General features: G+C 37.1%; 18 protein-coding genes. All 18 read left to right on the top strand.

From position 1 onward, the window contains the following. Positions 1 to 86 precede the first annotated feature (86 nt). A complete protein-coding gene (spoIVA, locus tag EJF36_RS11390) occupies positions 87 to 1,565 on the top strand; it encodes a stage IV sporulation protein A (protein WP_125906442.1) in 1,479 nt (492 codons plus the stop codon). 569 nt (positions 1,566 to 2,134) lie between these two features. Next, entirely contained in the window at positions 2,135 to 2,407 is a 273-nt protein-coding gene (locus EJF36_RS11385) for an HU family DNA-binding protein (RefSeq protein ID WP_125906441.1), read from the top strand. Positions 2,408 to 2,669: 262 nt separating this feature from the next. Next, positions 2,670 to 3,242: a GTP cyclohydrolase I FolE gene (gene folE, locus EJF36_RS11380; protein ID WP_125906440.1), complete on the top strand. Its 573-nt coding sequence runs from the start codon at positions 2,670 to 2,672 to the stop codon at positions 3,240 to 3,242. Between the two features lie 24 nt (positions 3,243 to 3,266). Further along, on the top strand, positions 3,267 to 3,494 hold the full coding sequence (gene mtrB, locus EJF36_RS11375) for a trp RNA-binding attenuation protein MtrB (protein ID WP_125906439.1): 228 nt from the start codon (positions 3,267 to 3,269) through the stop codon (positions 3,492 to 3,494). Between the two features lie 109 nt (positions 3,495 to 3,603). Then, on the top strand, positions 3,604 to 4,365 hold the full coding sequence (locus tag EJF36_RS11370) for a heptaprenyl diphosphate synthase component 1 (RefSeq protein WP_125906438.1): 762 nt from the start codon (positions 3,604 to 3,606) through the stop codon (positions 4,363 to 4,365). A 26-nt stretch (positions 4,366 to 4,391) separates the two neighbouring features. Continuing rightward, the gene (locus EJF36_RS11365) at positions 4,392 to 5,105 is read left to right on the top strand and encodes a demethylmenaquinone methyltransferase (RefSeq protein ID WP_125906437.1); all 714 of its coding nucleotides are present in this window, start codon (positions 4,392 to 4,394) and stop codon (positions 5,103 to 5,105) included. 37 nt (positions 5,106 to 5,142) lie between these two features. Next, the gene (gene hepT / locus EJF36_RS11360; protein WP_125906436.1) at positions 5,143 to 6,105 is read left to right on the top strand and encodes a heptaprenyl diphosphate synthase component II; all 963 of its coding nucleotides are present in this window, start codon (positions 5,143 to 5,145) and stop codon (positions 6,103 to 6,105) included. Positions 6,106 to 6,454: 349 nt separating this feature from the next. After that, the gene (gene ndk, locus EJF36_RS11355) at positions 6,455 to 6,901 is read left to right on the top strand and encodes a nucleoside-diphosphate kinase (RefSeq protein WP_125906435.1); all 447 of its coding nucleotides are present in this window, start codon (positions 6,455 to 6,457) and stop codon (positions 6,899 to 6,901) included. A 142-nt stretch (positions 6,902 to 7,043) separates the two neighbouring features. Further along, on the top strand, positions 7,044 to 7,817 hold the full coding sequence (locus tag EJF36_RS11350) for a CheR family methyltransferase (protein WP_125906434.1): 774 nt from the start codon (positions 7,044 to 7,046) through the stop codon (positions 7,815 to 7,817). A 152-nt stretch (positions 7,818 to 7,969) separates the two neighbouring features. Next, positions 7,970 to 9,139 (top strand): chorismate synthase, encoded by a 1,170-nt coding sequence (aroC, locus tag EJF36_RS11345; protein WP_125906433.1) that lies wholly within the window; start codon positions 7,970 to 7,972, stop codon positions 9,137 to 9,139. A 1-nt stretch (position 9,140) separates the two neighbouring features. Then, entirely contained in the window at positions 9,141 to 10,229 is a 1,089-nt protein-coding gene (gene aroB, locus EJF36_RS11340; RefSeq protein WP_125906432.1) for a 3-dehydroquinate synthase, read from the top strand. A 13-nt stretch (positions 10,230 to 10,242) separates the two neighbouring features. After that, on the top strand, positions 10,243 to 10,614 hold the full coding sequence (aroH, locus tag EJF36_RS11335; protein ID WP_125906431.1) for a chorismate mutase: 372 nt from the start codon (positions 10,243 to 10,245) through the stop codon (positions 10,612 to 10,614). 285 nt (positions 10,615 to 10,899) lie between these two features. Continuing rightward, a complete protein-coding gene (trpE, locus tag EJF36_RS11330; RefSeq protein WP_125906430.1) occupies positions 10,900 to 12,411 on the top strand; it encodes an anthranilate synthase component I in 1,512 nt (503 codons plus the stop codon). Next, the gene (gene trpD, locus EJF36_RS11325) at positions 12,404 to 13,435 is read left to right on the top strand and encodes an anthranilate phosphoribosyltransferase (protein WP_125906429.1); all 1,032 of its coding nucleotides are present in this window, start codon (positions 12,404 to 12,406) and stop codon (positions 13,433 to 13,435) included. Before trpE ends, trpD begins: the two co-directional genes overlap by 8 nt. Next, a complete protein-coding gene (gene trpC / locus EJF36_RS11320; protein WP_125906428.1) occupies positions 13,425 to 14,198 on the top strand; it encodes an indole-3-glycerol phosphate synthase TrpC in 774 nt (257 codons plus the stop codon). Before trpD ends, trpC begins: the two co-directional genes overlap by 11 nt. After that, entirely contained in the window at positions 14,188 to 14,832 is a 645-nt protein-coding gene (locus tag EJF36_RS11315; protein ID WP_125906427.1) for a phosphoribosylanthranilate isomerase, read from the top strand. Before trpC ends, EJF36_RS11315 begins: the two co-directional genes overlap by 11 nt. After that, positions 14,816 to 16,048 carry a tryptophan synthase subunit beta gene (trpB, locus tag EJF36_RS11310; RefSeq protein ID WP_125906426.1) on the top strand — a complete coding sequence of 411 codons (1,233 nt, stop codon included), beginning with the start codon at positions 14,816 to 14,818 and terminating at the stop codon, positions 16,046 to 16,048. The genes EJF36_RS11315 and trpB overlap by 17 nt, the downstream gene beginning before the upstream one ends. Further along, entirely contained in the window at positions 16,011 to 16,808 is a 798-nt protein-coding gene (gene trpA, locus EJF36_RS11305; RefSeq protein ID WP_125908352.1) for a tryptophan synthase subunit alpha, read from the top strand. The genes trpB and trpA overlap by 38 nt, the downstream gene beginning before the upstream one ends. The last annotated feature ends 43 nt before the right edge of the window (positions 16,809 to 16,851 follow it).

Raw genomic sequence — 16,851 nt, 5'->3', positions numbered from 1 at the left:
CAACGTCATACACTTGTAGTGTCCTAGATGATTCATAATTTGGATACAAATATCCCAATAAGAATTGGAAAGCGGGAGGGAGCACATTGGAAAAGTTCGATATTTTTAACGATATCGCTGAACGTACTGGTGGCGATATTTATCTTGGGGTAGTAGGTGCAGTAAGAACCGGTAAATCTACTTTTATTAAGAAGTTTATGGAACAACTAGTACTACCGAACATCGGTAATGAAGCAGATAAAGCACGAGCAGTTGATGAGTTACCTCAAAGTGCTGCTGGTAAGACAATCATGACTACTGAGCCGAAGTTTGTCCCAAATCAAGCTGTAGCTATTAAGGTAGAAGAAGGTCTTGAAATTAATGTCCGTCTTGTTGATTGTGTAGGGTACACTGTACCGGGTGCAAAGGGCTACGAAGATGAGAATGGTCCTCGCATGATTAATACACCTTGGTATGAAGAGCCAATACCATTTCATGAAGCAGCTGAGATTGGGACACGTAAAGTTATTCAAGAGCATTCTACAATTGGTGTTGTGATAACTACAGACGGGACAATCGGAGAAATCCCTCGTTCTAATTACGTAGAAGCTGAAGAACGTGTTATTGAAGAGCTTAAAGAAGTAGGAAAACCATTTATTATGGTTGTGAACTCAGTTCGTCCGCAGCACCCTGAAACTGAAGCACTTCGACAACAGTTATGTGAAAAATATGATATTCCTGTTTTAGCGATGAGTGTAGAAAGTATGCGCGAGACGGATGTATACAACGTATTACGTGAGGCTCTATATGAGTTTCCTGTGCTTGAGGTTAATGTTAACTTACCAAGCTGGGTTATGGTGTTACGAGATGATCACTGGCTCCGCGAAAGCTATCAGAATGCTGTTGGAGAAACAGTTAAAGATATTAAGCGTTTGCGTGACGTTGATCGAGTAGTAGGTCAATTTAGTGAGTATGACTTCATTGATAATGCGAGTCTAGCAGGTATTGAAATGGGTCAAGGAGTTGCCGAGATTGACTTATATGCTCCAGACGAACTGTATGACCAAATATTAAAAGAAGTTGTTGGTGAAGAAATACGCGGAAAAGATCATTTACTAGAGCTTATGCAAGACTTTGCTCATGCTAAAGCTGAGTATGACCAAGTTGCTGAGGCCCTAAAAATGGTAAAGCAAACAGGCTACGGTATAGCCGCTCCTTCATTAGCTGATATGAGTTTAGATGAACCGGAGATTATTCGTCAGGGATCACGCTTTGGTGTTCGTTTAAAGGCGGTTGCCCCTTCTATTCATATGATAAAAGTTGATGTAGAAAGTGAATTTGCCCCTATTATTGGTACGGAAAAACAAAGTGAAGAGCTTGTTCGTTATTTGATGCAAGATTTTGAAGATGATCCACTATCAATTTGGAACTCTGACATCTTTGGACGAAGCTTAAGCTCAATTGTACGTGAGGGCATTCAAGCCAAACTGTCGTTAATGCCAGAAAATGCACGATACAAACTAAAAGAAACACTTGAAAGAATTATAAATGAAGGATCAGGTGGACTGATTGCCATCATCTTATAATCGTAACTGACTCCTAGCTTTAGGGGTCTTTTTTTGTGGTTATAAGTACACATGTAGGTAAATAATCATCGTAAATCTAATTAAGTGAACGACGTACTAAAAATCATTATTTTGTGATGATAAATTGAAACTTACTAAATTTAATTTTATTTGTAAAAATAGTAGATTTGTCGAAAAATAAGATATCCTAAAAAAACCTTGACACATCAAGGGATTTTAATAACTGGTAAAATTATCTAAAAATATGCAAATAAAAAAAAGAATTGCAAAAAATCTTTATATATCAATGGTTTTAAGGCTTTTTTTGCTTGATTAGTTCACTTTCATGTGATACTCTTAATTTCAGAAACTTTGGCTACTTTGGTCAAATTTACCTAAATAATAATATTATTTGTCAAAAATGATTGAATTATGTCAAAGATTCGTATAATATAGGCGTGTCAGCTACTTATCGTACGACAAAACGTATAGAAAATGCTGATTGTGTCAAGTAATGATTATAGGTCTATTACTTTATTTTACTTTGATTGAGGCCTCATTACATACCTTTTTGGGAGGAGGTGAATGGCATGAACAAGACAGATTTAATTAATGCTGTAGCTGAAAGCACTGAGCTTTCTAAGAAAGATGCGACAAAAGCAGTTGACGCTGTTTTTGATTCAATCTTAGATGCTCTTAAAAATGGTGATAAAGTACAATTGATTGGTTTTGGTAACTTTGAAGTACGTGAGCGTGCAGCTCGTAAAGGTCGTAACCCTCAAACAGGTGAAGAGATCGAAATCGCAGCTAGCAAAGTTCCTGCATTTAAACCAGGTAAAGCTCTTAAAGATGCTGTGAAATAATTTCTATAGTACATACAGCTTACTATTTAATATAGTAGGTGTTAAGAGCAAACAAGAAGGGTCGTATATGAATCGACCCTTCTTTTATTTATATAGTTTATATCAAATTAGACTTATAGAAGTTCTGATTTAATAAATCATCTTAAGCTTATGAAAGCAGTTTTATAGCCTATTGCTTTTTGCTTAACGTATAGGGCTGTGCTAGAATCTGATTAAACATGTGAAAATAATATTGAATCATCCGTCTTAGGAGGCAAAGCTTGTGGCTGAATTTCAACGTGAAAAAATTGAAAAGGCTGTTAAGATGATAATTGAAGCAATAGGAGAAAACCCAGATCGTGAAGGATTTCAAGATACACCTCGCCGTGTTGCCAAATTCTACGAAGAAGTTTTTTCAGGTTTACGTGAAGATCCGAAGCAGCATTTCTCAACAATCTTTAGCGAAGAAAAGCACGAAGAGCTCGTATTAGTAAAGGATATATATTTTTATTCGATGTGCGAGCATCATTTAGTCCCTTTTTATGGGCATGCACATGTTGCGTATATTCCGAGAAATGGTCGTGTTACAGGATTAAGTAAGTTAGCTAGGGCAGTGGATGCTGTTGCTAAACGTCCTCAATTACAAGAACGTATTACTTCAACAATTGCTGATTCAATGGTAGAATCATTAGAGCCCCATGGTGTGATGGTTGTTGTGGAAGCTGAGCATATGTGTATGACTATGAGAGGTATCAAGAAGCCAGGTGCCAAGACTGTCACGTCAGCTGTTCGCGGTATTTTCCAAACAGACCAAGCATCCCGCGCAGAAGTATTATCACTGATTAATAAAGCATAACAAATGTTTGAGAGGGGATTTAGAATGAAGAACGTTACAAATGATTTCATTGTAATTAAAGCGTTAGAAGATGGTGTGAACGTAATTGGATTAACAAGAGGTACAGATACTAGGTTTCATCATTCTGAAAAGCTAGATAAGGGAGAAGTGATGGTTGCTCAATTCACAGAGCATACATCTGCAATAAAGATTAGAGGGAAAGCAACTATACAAACAAGCTATGGTGAAATGGAGTCAGATTCAAAGAAGTAACGTATTGAAGCAATACATATGAATAGTTAAAATATAACATACACTAAGTAACATGTATGTTATAATATTCAATGTCTGAATAAAAATATTGTTGGATTGGGGAAGGGTTATGGAGAAGGCAAGCACAGTAGGAAAGCTAGAACAACTCAAACATGATATTGTCGGTCAATTAGAGCATATATACATAGACAAGAATGTTGCTCTACCTGATATAGACAACGACCGCTTGCTTTTGCTCTTATCATTACTTCAAAACGTAAAAGAAACGACTGATGAAAAAAGACATAACATTATAGTTGCTGCAATGCTTGTGCAACTAGCCCTTGATACCCATGAAGCTGTAACAAATGAAAGATTAACAGCAAGTTCTTCAATAAGGGAAAGACAGCTTACTGTTTTAGCTGGTGATTTTTATAGTGGGTTATATTATAGGTTATTATCTCATGTAAATGAAATACCTTTGATTAATGTACTAGCACAAGCGATTAAAGATATAAATGAAAATAAGATAAAGCTTTACGAGAAAAAAGAACTTACTCAAACTGTTTTTATGACAAGTTTAATGAACATTGAAGCTTCATTAGTGACGATGATAGCTGATTATTTTCATTTGCCTAATTGGAAGGCGGTTGCAAGCGACTTCTTGCTTTTAAAACGCTTATTGCAGCAAAAAAGTGATCAGCAGTTAATAGTGTTTGGACATCAAATCACAGATATAGATAAGCAAATTGAAATGACGATGGAAAAGTTAAGGTCTTCTATTCAAGTTGTTTCGCAAACGAACAAGGTCTTCCTAGAACGCTTGAATAGCTTATTATCTCCTTCTAAGCATGCAGATGCTTTGCCATTACGTTGCACATATGATGCATAAAAGAATTGTAAGCGGGTGGATAAGAATTGGCAACATCAAAAGAACGTAAAGTGCATAATGTTTTTGAGAAGATATCTGATCATTATGATACAATGAATTCAGTAATTAGTTTTCAACGGCATGTAGCTTGGCGTAAAGATACGATGAAACGTATGAAGGTAAAAGAGGGTTCTTTTGCGCTAGATGTATGTTGTGGAACAGCGGATTGGACTATTGCTTTAGCCCATGCAGTTGGTGCCAAAGGTACTGTAAAAGGGCTTGACTTTAGTCAAAATATGTTAAACGTGGGGCATCAAAAGGTCAAGGACCTTAACCTTACGAATACGGAGTTACTGCATGGAAATGCTATGCAGTTGCCTTTTAGTGACAATACCTTTGACTACGTAACAATCGGGTTCGGATTAAGAAATGTACCAGATTATTTGCATGTTCTAAAAGAAATGACACGAGTTGCGAAGCCTGGGGGCATAGTAGTTTGCTTGGAAACATCTCAGCCCAATTTACCAGTTTATAAACAAATGTATCGTTTTTATTTTCGTTTTATTATGCCGTTGTTAGGAAAATTATTAGCAAAAAGCTATGATGAGTATTCATGGCTACAAGAATCTGCAAAAGATTTTCCAAATCAAGGTGAGTTGGCTGCCTTATTTAAACAAGCTGGACTAGAAAAGGTTGAAATAAAATCATATTCCGGTGGCGTTGCTGCAATGCATTTAGGGTACAAACCTAACGGTGAGTAGCTGTCACTCATCTAAAAAGTTAGACAAGGTGACATACATGAAATTATCTTCTGTGTATCATTATTTACATAGTGATCTACAAACAATTGAAAAAGAATTAGAGAAAACTATTTCTGCAGAGCATCCCCTTTTACAGGAAGCGTCGTTGCATATACTCCAAGCAGGAGGCAAACGCATACGACCTTTGTTTGTTCTATTGGCAGCTAAATATGGAAAATATGATATTCATCATGTTAAAAATGTTGCTGCAGCGTTAGAATTAATTCATATGGCGTCTTTAGTGCATGACGATGTTATTGATGATGCTTCTATTCGACGTGGTAAATCTACTATTAAAGCTAAATGGGATAATAAAGTTGCGATTTACACGGGAGATTATATATTTGCAAAATCATTAGAATTAATGTCTATATATGATGATCCTAACGTTCATATGACGTTATCAAATACGATGGTAGAGCTTGTACTTGGTGAGGTGCAACAAATTAAAGAAAAGTTTGATTATGAACAGAATTGCCGTGCGTATTTAAGGCGAATAAAGAGAAAGACTGCTTTATTAATTGCTGCTAGCTGCGAATTAGGCGCGATGACAGCGAAAGCCCCTGCGCACACTTGTAAATGTTTGTATTGGTTTGGTTACAATGTAGGCATGGCTTTTCAAATTACAGATGACATATTAGATTTTGTCGGGAATGAAAAAACCTTAGGAAAACCAGCAGGTAGTGATCTTCGTCAAGGTCATATTACATTGCCTGTTTTATATGCGTTAGAGGATTTGAATATTAAAAATGAGATTATTGGGTTGTCAGAAGACTCATCAAAAGATGAGTTTGATCATGTTATTAATTATATAAAAAAATCTAGTGCTATAAAACAATCTGTTAAGGTAAGTGACTTATACTTACAGAAGGCTATTCGAATATTAGATACACTTCCAAAATCAAAAGCTAATGCTAGCTTACGACAAGTGGTTTCTTTTATAGGTAAGCGGAAATTTTAAAGAATGTAGTGCAGCTGTTACTGTTGTAACAAGTTTCATTATAGAAGAAAGAAAAATAGTGAAAGTATCATAGAAGATCGCTAAATCTCGGGAGGTATACTAACCTTCCTTTTTTTGTGCCATTATAAGCATAGTGAGGTATGGGGTATTGAATTACATTTGCATGTCTATTTAATAATTTTTTCGAGGCTTTTTGAAGAAAAAAATCATAAATCACTAAACTTTTCTGAAAATCATACTCCTTTAAAGATTGCGAATATTGATAACGCTTTAAAATAGTGATAGTATTTATTTGGGTGTCCATTATGACAGCCTATACATACTATTTAGTAGGGGTGGGAGTAGTTTTATGGAACAAACATATTTAATGGTTAAACCAGATGGGGTACAGCGCAATTTAGTAGGGGAAATTGTGTCTCGCTTCGAAAAAAAAGGATTTCAATTGGTAGGGGCTAAACTTGTACAAATTCCTACAGAGCTAGCAGAGGAACATTATGGCGAACATAAAGACAAGCCGTTTTTCCCTGAATTAGTTGATTTTATTACATCTGGTCCGGTTTTCGCAATGGTTTGGCAAGGGGACAATGTCATTGCAACAGCTAGGCAAATGATGGGAGCGACAAACCCAAAAGATGCTTTACCTGGCACTATTCGTGGAGATTTTGGATTAACAGTTGGAAAAAATGTAATTCATGGTTCTGATTCATCAACTAGTGCAGAACGTGAGATTGCATTATTCTTTAAAAAAGAGGAATTAACTAATTATAAGAAATTGGTAGATGAGTGGGTATATTAATGTTAAGAAAAAACTCGGCAATCGCCGAGTTTTTGTATTATATAATAAAATTAAATATATAATTATAAAAATTGTCACTACTAAGATAGTGATTTTTATGTATACTTAAAAGTATACAACATCTTTGAGCAAGGGGAAGCTTATGTCACAAGATTACTTAGATTTCATCTTAAATGTAAAAAGAAAAACAGGTATTGATTTAGCTCTATATAAGGAAGCACAAATGAAAAGACGTTTGACTTCATTATATGAAAAAAAAGGGTACAAAAGTTTTAAGGAATTCTTTCAAGCTATATCTGCTGACCCTAATTTATATCATGAGTTTTTAGACAGAATGACCATTAACGTGTCAGAGTTTTACAGGAATAGCAAACGCTGGGAAGTGCTTGAAACGAAAATCTTACCAGAATTAATAAAAAACAATCGTCGCTTGAAGGTGTGGAGTGCTGCTTGTTCTACCGGAGAAGAGCCTTACACTTTAGCGATGATTCTTTCTAAGCTCCTACCAGCAAAGGATATATCAATTCTTGCTACTGATATAGATGAGAATGTTATGGCACGGGCAAGAATAGGAGTGTATCAAGAACGCTCCCTACAAGAAGTACCTTCTGATATAAAGTCTAAGCACTTTACGAAGGAAGGCGCCTATTATAAAGTTAACGATGATATAAAGAAAACGGTAACGTTTAAAAAGCAAAACTTATTAGCGGATCCGTTTGATTCTGGTTTTGATTTAATTGTTTGTCGGAACGTATTAATATATTTTACAGAAGAAGCTAAACATGAATTATATATTAAATTTGGCTATGCACTAAAGAAAGGCGGCGTATTTTTTGTAGGAAGTACGGAGCAAATCTTTAGTCCGTCACGTTATCAATTTGACACAGTTGATACTTTCTTTTATCGTAAACAATAATAACACCGAGGAATTCATCAAAGTTATACTGAGATGAATTTCTTTTTTTTACTTTATTCATTAGTATTTTTTAAAAAAAGACGGTAATTTTTATAAAAATGTGGTATATTGTTACATAACCGCTTTAAAGAGATAAAGGGAGGCTGGAATTTATGCGCTACTTAACAGCAGGGGAATCACATGGTCCACAATTGACGACGATTTTAGAAGGGGTCCCAGCTGGATTGCCTTTATTAGCAGAGGATATTAATGAGGATTTAGCTCGTCGACAAAAAGGATACGGACGTGGTCGACGTATGCAAATTGAAAAGGATCAAGTGAAAATAACATCTGGGGTTCGTCACGGTAAGACTATGGGGTCTCCCATTGCACTCGTTGTTGAAAATGATGACTGGAAACATTGGACCGCCATTATGGGAGCAGAGCCTTATGAAGGTGATGAGGCGGAAGTGAAACGCAAGATTTCACGACCCCGCCCTGGGCATGCAGATTTAAATGGTGCGATAAAATATGGTCATCGTGATATGCGTAATGTGTTAGAAAGATCTTCAGCTCGAGAAACGACAGTTCGTGTTGCTGCTGGGGCTGTGGCTAAACGTTTGTTAAAAGAGTTGGGAATTGAAATTGTAGGGTATGTTAAGGAAATTGGTGGTGTGGTTGCTAAAGACATTCCTTATTCAACTATTGATGAGATTCGAAATATAACAGAGCAGTCACCTGTTAGAACATTAGATAAAAATGTTGAAGGCGACATGATGAAAGCAATCGACGATGCAAAAAAACAAGGCGATTCTATTGGTGGTGTCGTTGAAGTTGTTGCAACTAATATGCCTATTGGTATCGGTAGCTATGTTCAATTTGATAAGAAACTTGATGCTAAAATAGCAGCTTCTATTGTAAGTATAAATGCTTTTAAAGGTGTTGAGTTTGGTATAGGGTTTCAGGCCGCAAGACTTCCAGGAAGTCAGGTTCATGATGAAATAACGTGGGATGAACAACATGGATATTCCCGAAAAACAAATCGACTTGGTGGTTTTGAGGGCGGCATGACGACAGGTATGCCTATTGTTGTTCGTGGTGTTATGAAGCCTATCCCAACCTTGTATAAGCCGTTGCAAAGTATAGATATCGAAACAAAGGAAAGCTTCGCAGCTAGTATTGAGCGCTCTGATAGTTGTGCTGTTCCGGCAGCAAGCGTCGTTGCAGAGGCAGTTGTTGCTTGGGAGCTTGCAAGCGCGATTGTAGAGCAATGTAATAGTGATAAGTTAGAATATTTGCGTGCCGACATCGAAAATATGCGTCGTTATGCGAGGGATTTTTAAAATGGATACCATCACTATTTCAACAAGTTCTAAAACGTATCCTATATATTTAGGAGCTAATATCATACCGGAAATAAGCGAGTTTTTATCTACTCAATGGCCTAAATTATCTCAAATTGTAGTAATAACGGACACTAATGTAGCTAGCCTTCATCTTCAGTCGTTGTTAAAGGTTATTGAAACACAATGGTCCGTACATACGTTCACTATGCTTGCTGGTGAGCAGTCAAAGAGCTTTGAAACGTTTTATTCATGTCATACGGCATTGCTTGAGGCTGGTGTTGATCGTCAAACGGTTGTCATTGCTTTTGGTGGAGGTGTTGTTGGGGACCTGGCAGGTTTTGTTGCTGCAACGTATATGAGGGGCGTACCTTTTATTCAAGTACCTACGACACTATTAGCGCATGATAGCGCTGTTGGTGGCAAAGTTGCTATTAATCACCCTTTAGGAAAGAATATGATTGGCGCTTTTTATCAACCGCAGGCGATTTTTTACGATATTGCGTTATTAAAAACCTTAGATGAATGTGAGCTTCGCTCAGGCTTTGCTGAAGTAATAAAACATGCAATGATCCATGATGTAGACTTGTATGAGTGGCTAAAAAATAACATTCTCTCACTTGATGATTTATCAGACAATCGTATACATTACGCCATAAAAGCAGGTATTAGTGTAAAGGCTGAAATAGTCGGTCAAGATGAAACAGAGAAGGGGATACGTGCTTATTTAAATTTTGGTCATACGTTAGGGCATGCTCTTGAATCTGAGCTAGGTTATGGGACTATAACTCATGGAGATGCTATAGCTATTGGTATGTTATATGCCATTGCAGTTAGCGAGCATGTTTACGGGACAGACTTACACCTTGAAAATATAACTTCATGGTTTGAAGGTTACGGTTTTCCAACAACAATTCCTAGTGAAATAAAATTTTCAAGCTTACTACACCGGATGAAAAAGGATAAAAAATCAGCAAAAGATGGTATTCGAATGGTATTGATGAAAAGTATAGGAACTGTAGTTGTGGAAAAGATAGATGAGAAAGTGCTAGAAGAAGTATACTATAATTGGATAACGTCACAACAATAAGGAGGCGGTTTTTTTGCTTCGTGGAATACGAGGGGCTACGACGGTCCGAACTAATACAAAGGCCGAAATTGTCTCAGTTACTGAAAGGCTGCTTCAAGAAATGATTGTGGCCAATAGTATTGAGGCTAACTCAGTGTCTTCAGTACTAATTAGCGTAACAAATGATGTAACAGCAGAATTTCCTGCAAAGGCGTTACGAAACATTGAAGGTTGGACGTATGTTCCTGTTATGTGCATGCAGGAAATACCTGTACCCGACTCTTTGTCTATGTGTATTAGAGTCATGATAATGGTGGATACACAAATAGCACAACAAGATATTCGTCATATTTATTTAGAGGGTGCAACGAATTTGAGACCCGATTTGAATATAGATAATAGTTGAAATAATTAAATATTTGTTATAAGATTATGATAGTTTAGTTGAGAAGAGAGAAACTTTATAAGTTTAGGGTAGTTGAGAATGAGTTAGCATAGTTGAGCTTAGTTTAGTTATTATTTACATGTCCTACCCAAAGATACGTAAGTGTCTTTGGGTTTTGTATTTTTATGAAAAGTAGCTACCAATTAATCGTATATTACTTACGCAAATACGGTTATTTGCTACTTTTTACATGTATACACCTCACGCTACTCATTCTCCGACCGAATATGGAAGGAGAGTGCAACAATGGATTTTACCTCATTTTTACAAGAGTCAGAGACGTATAAAACAATCCCTATTATTAATCGTTTTATTGCTGACACGTTAACTCCTATTCAAATTTTCCAAAATCTTAAGGAAGAAGCATCTTTTATTTTAGAATCAAAGGATGCTAGTTCACCGTGGTCACGTTACTCATTTATTGGTTTACAGCCGTTTTTGTACATTACGAATCGTAAGGATAAGTTTGTTGTTCAAAATGACAAGCGACATACTGTTACATCACAACCATCGTTACAAGCTGCGTATACCTATGTACAGGAGATGATTAAGCTAAAGCAGTTAGATGAAGATATACCGTTTTACGGTGGAGCAGTTGGTTTTATTAGTTATGATGCTGTTAATTCACTTGATAAAGTACCTGTTCATAAGGTTAATGATTTGGGATTGCCTTTGTATCATTTTTTGTTTTGTGAAACGTTAATTGTATTTGATCATCACTCCCGTGAACTATCTATTATTCATTTGATACGATTAACTGGTAACGAGGATGAAGCTTGTAAAGTAGCAATGTATGAACATGGAATCGCTAAGATAAATATGTATGTAAAGCAACTTGCACAGCATAAAGATGTCACACGAAAATTATTACCCGCTACTTACAATAAAGAAGTTGATTTTACCGGCGTTGCTTCGAATTATACTAAAAATCAATTCGTTGCAGATGTTGAAAAAGTCAAAGAATATATACGAGCAGGCGATGTATTTCAAACTGTACTGTCTCAGCGTTTTGAAATTCCTCTTAAAGTAAGCGGCTTTGATTTATATCGAGTACTAAGAAGTGTGAATCCATCACCTTATTTATTTTATATTCGTTTTGATGATGTGGAAGCGGTTGGAAGTTCACCGGAACGACTGATTCAAATTCATAATAAGCACTTAGAAATTCATCCGATTGCAGGTACTCGGCGACGAGGACGTACAAGCGATGAAGATGATGCATTAGCCAATGATTTGTTAAATGATGAGAAGGAAAAGGCAGAGCATTATATGCTTGTAGACTTGGCTAGGAACGATATTGGTATGGTTGCCGAATATGGCACTGTATCCGTTCCGACGTTAATGGAACTAGGCCGTTTTTCTCATGTCATGCATCTTATTTCAAAGGTAACAGGAAGACTACGTCATGATGTACACCCAATTGACGCTTTGTTAAAGGCATTTCCTGCAGGAACAGTTTCAGGGGCACCAAAAGTAAGAGCAATGCAAATTATTCAAGAGCTTGAGCCATGTGCTCGTAATATGTATGCAGGAACAGTTGCGTATATTGGTTTTGATGGAAATATTGATTCTTGCATAACTATACGAACTATTATTGTTAAAGATCATGTAGCTTATGTGCAAGCAGGTGCAGGTATTGTAGCAGATTCAGTACCAGAGCTCGAGTATAAAGAAACAAAAAATAAAGCAAGCGCTTTAATTCGAACAATTCAAATAGCTCATGAATTATTTGGACAGGAGGAGAAGCTGCATGTTTAAACAATTGTTAGCGAAGTGTATCGAAGGATCATCACTAACAATGGAAGAGGCAGAAGCACTTATGCATGAAATCATGGAAGGAAGAGCTACAGAAAGTCAGATTGCAAGTTTACTTTCCATACTTCGTTTTCGAGGAGAAACTGTAGACGAACTCATTGGGTTTATAAAAGCTATGCGCATGCACATGACTCCACTTACAATGGATGAGGCCAATGAGCTTGTTATTGATACATGTGGAACGGGGGGAGATGGCTCATCGACATTTAACATTTCAACAGCTGCTGCCATTTTAGTATCCTCTACTGGTGTAAAGGTTGCTAAGCACGGAAATCGTGCTGTTTCTTCAAAAAGTGGAAGTGCAGATGTTCTTGAGTATTTAGGAATTGATATACAGTCTTCTCCAGAAGAAGCTGAAATAGCGCTAAAGAACCATAATATGAGCTTTTTATTTGCGCCTATTTACCACTCAGCGATGAGGCATGCTGTTACACCGCGCAAAGAAATCGGCTTTCGAACAGCATTTAATTTACTTGGTCCACTAAGTAACCCTGCAAATTGCAAACATCAAGTAATAGGAGTATTCTCCGTTGATTATGCGAGGAAACTTGCAGAAGCAATGAAACACTTTGGCTCTGAGCATGTTTTATTTGTCACAGGACGAGATGGATTGGATGAAATATCAATTAGTGCTGAAACAAATGTTGTAGAATTAAAAGATGGGCAAATAACAGAATATGTCATCACTCCTGACGACTTTGGGTTTAAGCGTGGAAAAATAGAGGATGTCATCGTGTCATCTGTAGAAGAGAGTGCTCGGCGAATAGAAGCAGTATTTCATAATAAAGCAACAGATAGCTCAAGAAATATAGTTATTTTAAATGCAGGAGCTGCGTTATATGTAGCGGGAAGAGCTGCTGATATACAGGATGGTGTCTATCAGGCGCTAGGGGCATTGCGAAATGGAACGGCTTTAAAGCATTTTCAAAGTTTACAAGCAAACGGGGTGTCGAGACGTGTTAACTAAAATAGTATCACAAAAAAAAGTTGAAATAGAAGCTATTACATTACCAGAAAAGCTATGTGTAAAACACTATTCATTATATGATGCCCTGAAGCATGCAAACCGTTTTATAGGTCTTATTGCAGAAATTAAAAAGGCTTCACCGTCAAAAGGTGTTATCCGTGAAGATTTTGACCCTGTTATGATTGCAAAAGAATATGAGCAAGCAGCTGCCGATGCTATTTCAGTGCTAACGGATCAAATGTTCTTTCAAGGTAGCTGTGAGTATTTAACTGCTGTGAAACAACAAGTAGCACTTCCTATTTTACGAAAAGATTTTATTCTAGAGCCTATTCAAGTCGAGCAAAGCGTAAGAGTAGGAGCTGATGCGATATTGCTTATTGGAGAAATCTTGTCGCCAACCAAGCTTCATGAGCTATACTTACAAGCTTACGAAACAGGACTTGAATGTCTCGTTGAGGTTCATGATCAAGCAACACTGGAGTCGTTATTAAAAATCTTTACACCTAAAATTATCGGGATAAATAACAGAGACCTTCGTACTTTTAAAACATCAATAGAACAAACAAAACGTTTCTCTTCGCTCATACCTAATGAAAGTTTATTAGTGAGTGAAAGTGGAATTGCCACTTACGAGGATGTAGTTGATGTGAGTAAATATGGAGCAAAAGCTATTCTAGTTGGTGAAACATTTATGAGGGCTTCGTCACCTGGAAATGGTATTCATACGTTATTTAATAAACAGGAGAAACATCATGCTACTTAAATATTGTGGCAACAAATCATATGATGATGTAAAAGTAACAGCGTCTAGTGAAGCGAATCATTTAGGTTTCATTTTTGCAAATAGCAAGCGTGAGGTTCAAGTAAGTGATGTAGCGAAATGGCTATCGGAGGTTAACTTTACGAGCAAAAAAATTGTTGCTGTTTTTGTTAATGCATCACTTGATAGGATAAAAGAAGTAATTACGAGTCTTCCGATTGACATTATACAGCTGCATGGAAATGAATCCGTTTATGATATTGAACTACTAAAAAATGAAATTAATCAACCAATCTGGAAGGTGATTCATCATCAACAAGGGGCATGGGATAAAATGACTGACTATAAAAATGTTGTTGATGGGTTTGTGATTGATAGTAAGGTTGGCTCGCAATGGGGTGGAAGCGGTTTTCCATTTGAATGGAAATCAATCCCTTTTTATGTAAGAGAATCTCATAAATTTAATAAACCATGTTACATTGCTGGTGGTGTAACGCCAGAAAATATTGAAGTTCTTTTATCTTATTCTATAGATGGTATTGATATTTCAAGTGGTATTGAAGAAAGATTTAAGAAAGATGAAGATCGTATTAAACAAATAGAAGAGAAGGTGTTTAAGTATGAACGTGCCAAATGAAAAAGGTCGTTTTGGGGATTTTGGTGGTAAATTTGTTCCCGAAACACTAATGAATCCATTAGTAGAAATAGAGGAAGCACTTCATGAGGCGATGAATGACCCAATATTTATTGAAACGTTCCACAATATTTTACGAGAATATTCCGGTAGACCAACTGCATTAACTTTTGCACCTAACATAACAAAAAGGTTTGGTGGAGCTAACATTTATTTAAAACGTGAGGATCTTAATCACACAGGAGCACATAAATTAAATAATGCAATTGGGCAGGCATTACTTGCAAAAAGAATGGGGAAGTCCAAGATAATCGCAGAAACCGGAGCAGGCCAGCATGGAGTAGCAGCAGCCACTGTTGCTGCAAGATTTGGCTTGCAATGTAAAGTGTTTATGGGAGAAGAGGATATTCGTCGTCAAGAGTTAAATGTTTTTCGAATGAAATTATTAGGTGCTGAAGTAGTACCTGTTTCAAGCGGAAATGGGACGTTAAAGGATGCAACAAATGAAGCAATTCGATACTGGGTTCAGCATTGTGAAGATCACTTTTATGTTATTGGCTCAGTAGTAGGCCCACATCCATATCCGATGATGGTGCGGAATTTTCAACGAATTATCGGGGACGAAGCTCGTGAGCAATTTATATCTCGAACGGGAACTCTCCCTGATACAATTGTGGCTTGTGTAGGAGGAGGAAGCAATGCAATAGGCATGTTCTATCCATTTCTAAATGATGATGTAGAGCTCATTGGTGTAGAGGCTGCTGGAAAAGGTATCACAACGGGACTTCATGCTGCTACTATTACTAAAGGTACGGTTGGAGTTATTCATGGATCGCTAACATATTTACTTCAAGACAAGCACGGTCAGATTATTGAGCCGTATTCAATTTCAGCAGGGTTAGATTATCCTGGGATTGGACCAGAACATGCACATTTGGCAAAGACAGGTCGCGTCCAATATAAAAGTGTGACAGATGCTGAGGCACTTGAAGCATTGCAAATTTTAGCTGTGGATGAAGGGATTATTCCGGCTATAGAGTCAGCGCATGCTTTAAGTAAAGCATATGAAATAGCTGCTTCTAGGCCAAGTACGGAAAATGTATTAATTTGCTTATCTGGTCGGGGCGACAAAGATGTGTATTCATTAATGAGTCATTTCGACGCGAAGGAGGAAGGGAATGATGACAGTCGTATTCAAGCATCCTTTACCACAAACTAATTCATTATTTGTTCCATTCATCGTAGCGGGAGATCCGTGTGAAGAAGCAACTATAGATCTCGCCATAGCACTGCAAGATGTTGGTGCATCTTGCTTAGAGCTAGGTATACCGTATTCAGATCCTCTTGCAGATGGTCCAACGATTCAACGTGCTGCAATTCGCTCTTTGAAGCAAGGTATGAATATAGAAAGGGCTATGACGCTTGTGCCAAAAATGCGAGCACGAGGACTAAATATTCCTGTTATTCTATTTACGTATTATAATCCTGTGCTACAATTAGGAGAGGACTACTTTTTTGCGTTAATGAGGCAAAATGATATTGATGGAGTGCTCATTCCAGATCTACCGTTTGAAGAAAGTGATGCTTTACGCCTCCGGTGCCAAAAGGAGGGAATTCCACTCATTTCACTTCTTGCACCTACATCAAAAGCTAGAGTCGAGCGAATAGCGAAACACGCGGAAGGCTTCTTGTATTGTGTATCATCTTTAGGTGTCACTGGTGTTCGCACAACTTTACCACCTGACATTGAGGAGTTTTTACGAGATGTACGTGCTTACAGCTCTGTTCCTATTGTTGTGGGGTTTGGTATATCAACAAAAGAGCAGGTTAATAATTTATCATCATTGTGTGATGGTGTTGTCATTGGCAGTGCTCTCGTAAATAAAGTGGAGGAATTGCAAGCTTTACTGATAGATGATTCGTTAAGATCAGAAGGAATTGAGCAATTTAAGAAATATGTACGAGGAATAATTGGGTAGTGTGTCCGATTGTGATACGACTTTCTTGTGCACATTAAAAGAA

The organism is Bacillus sp. HMF5848 (assembly GCF_003944835.1).
In the GTDB taxonomy this organism is placed as follows: Bacteria; Bacillota; Bacilli; order Bacillales; family HMF5848; genus HMF5848.
The sequence above is the reverse complement of the archived record's forward strand: the minus strand, read 5'-3'. Positions and strand labels throughout refer to the sequence as shown.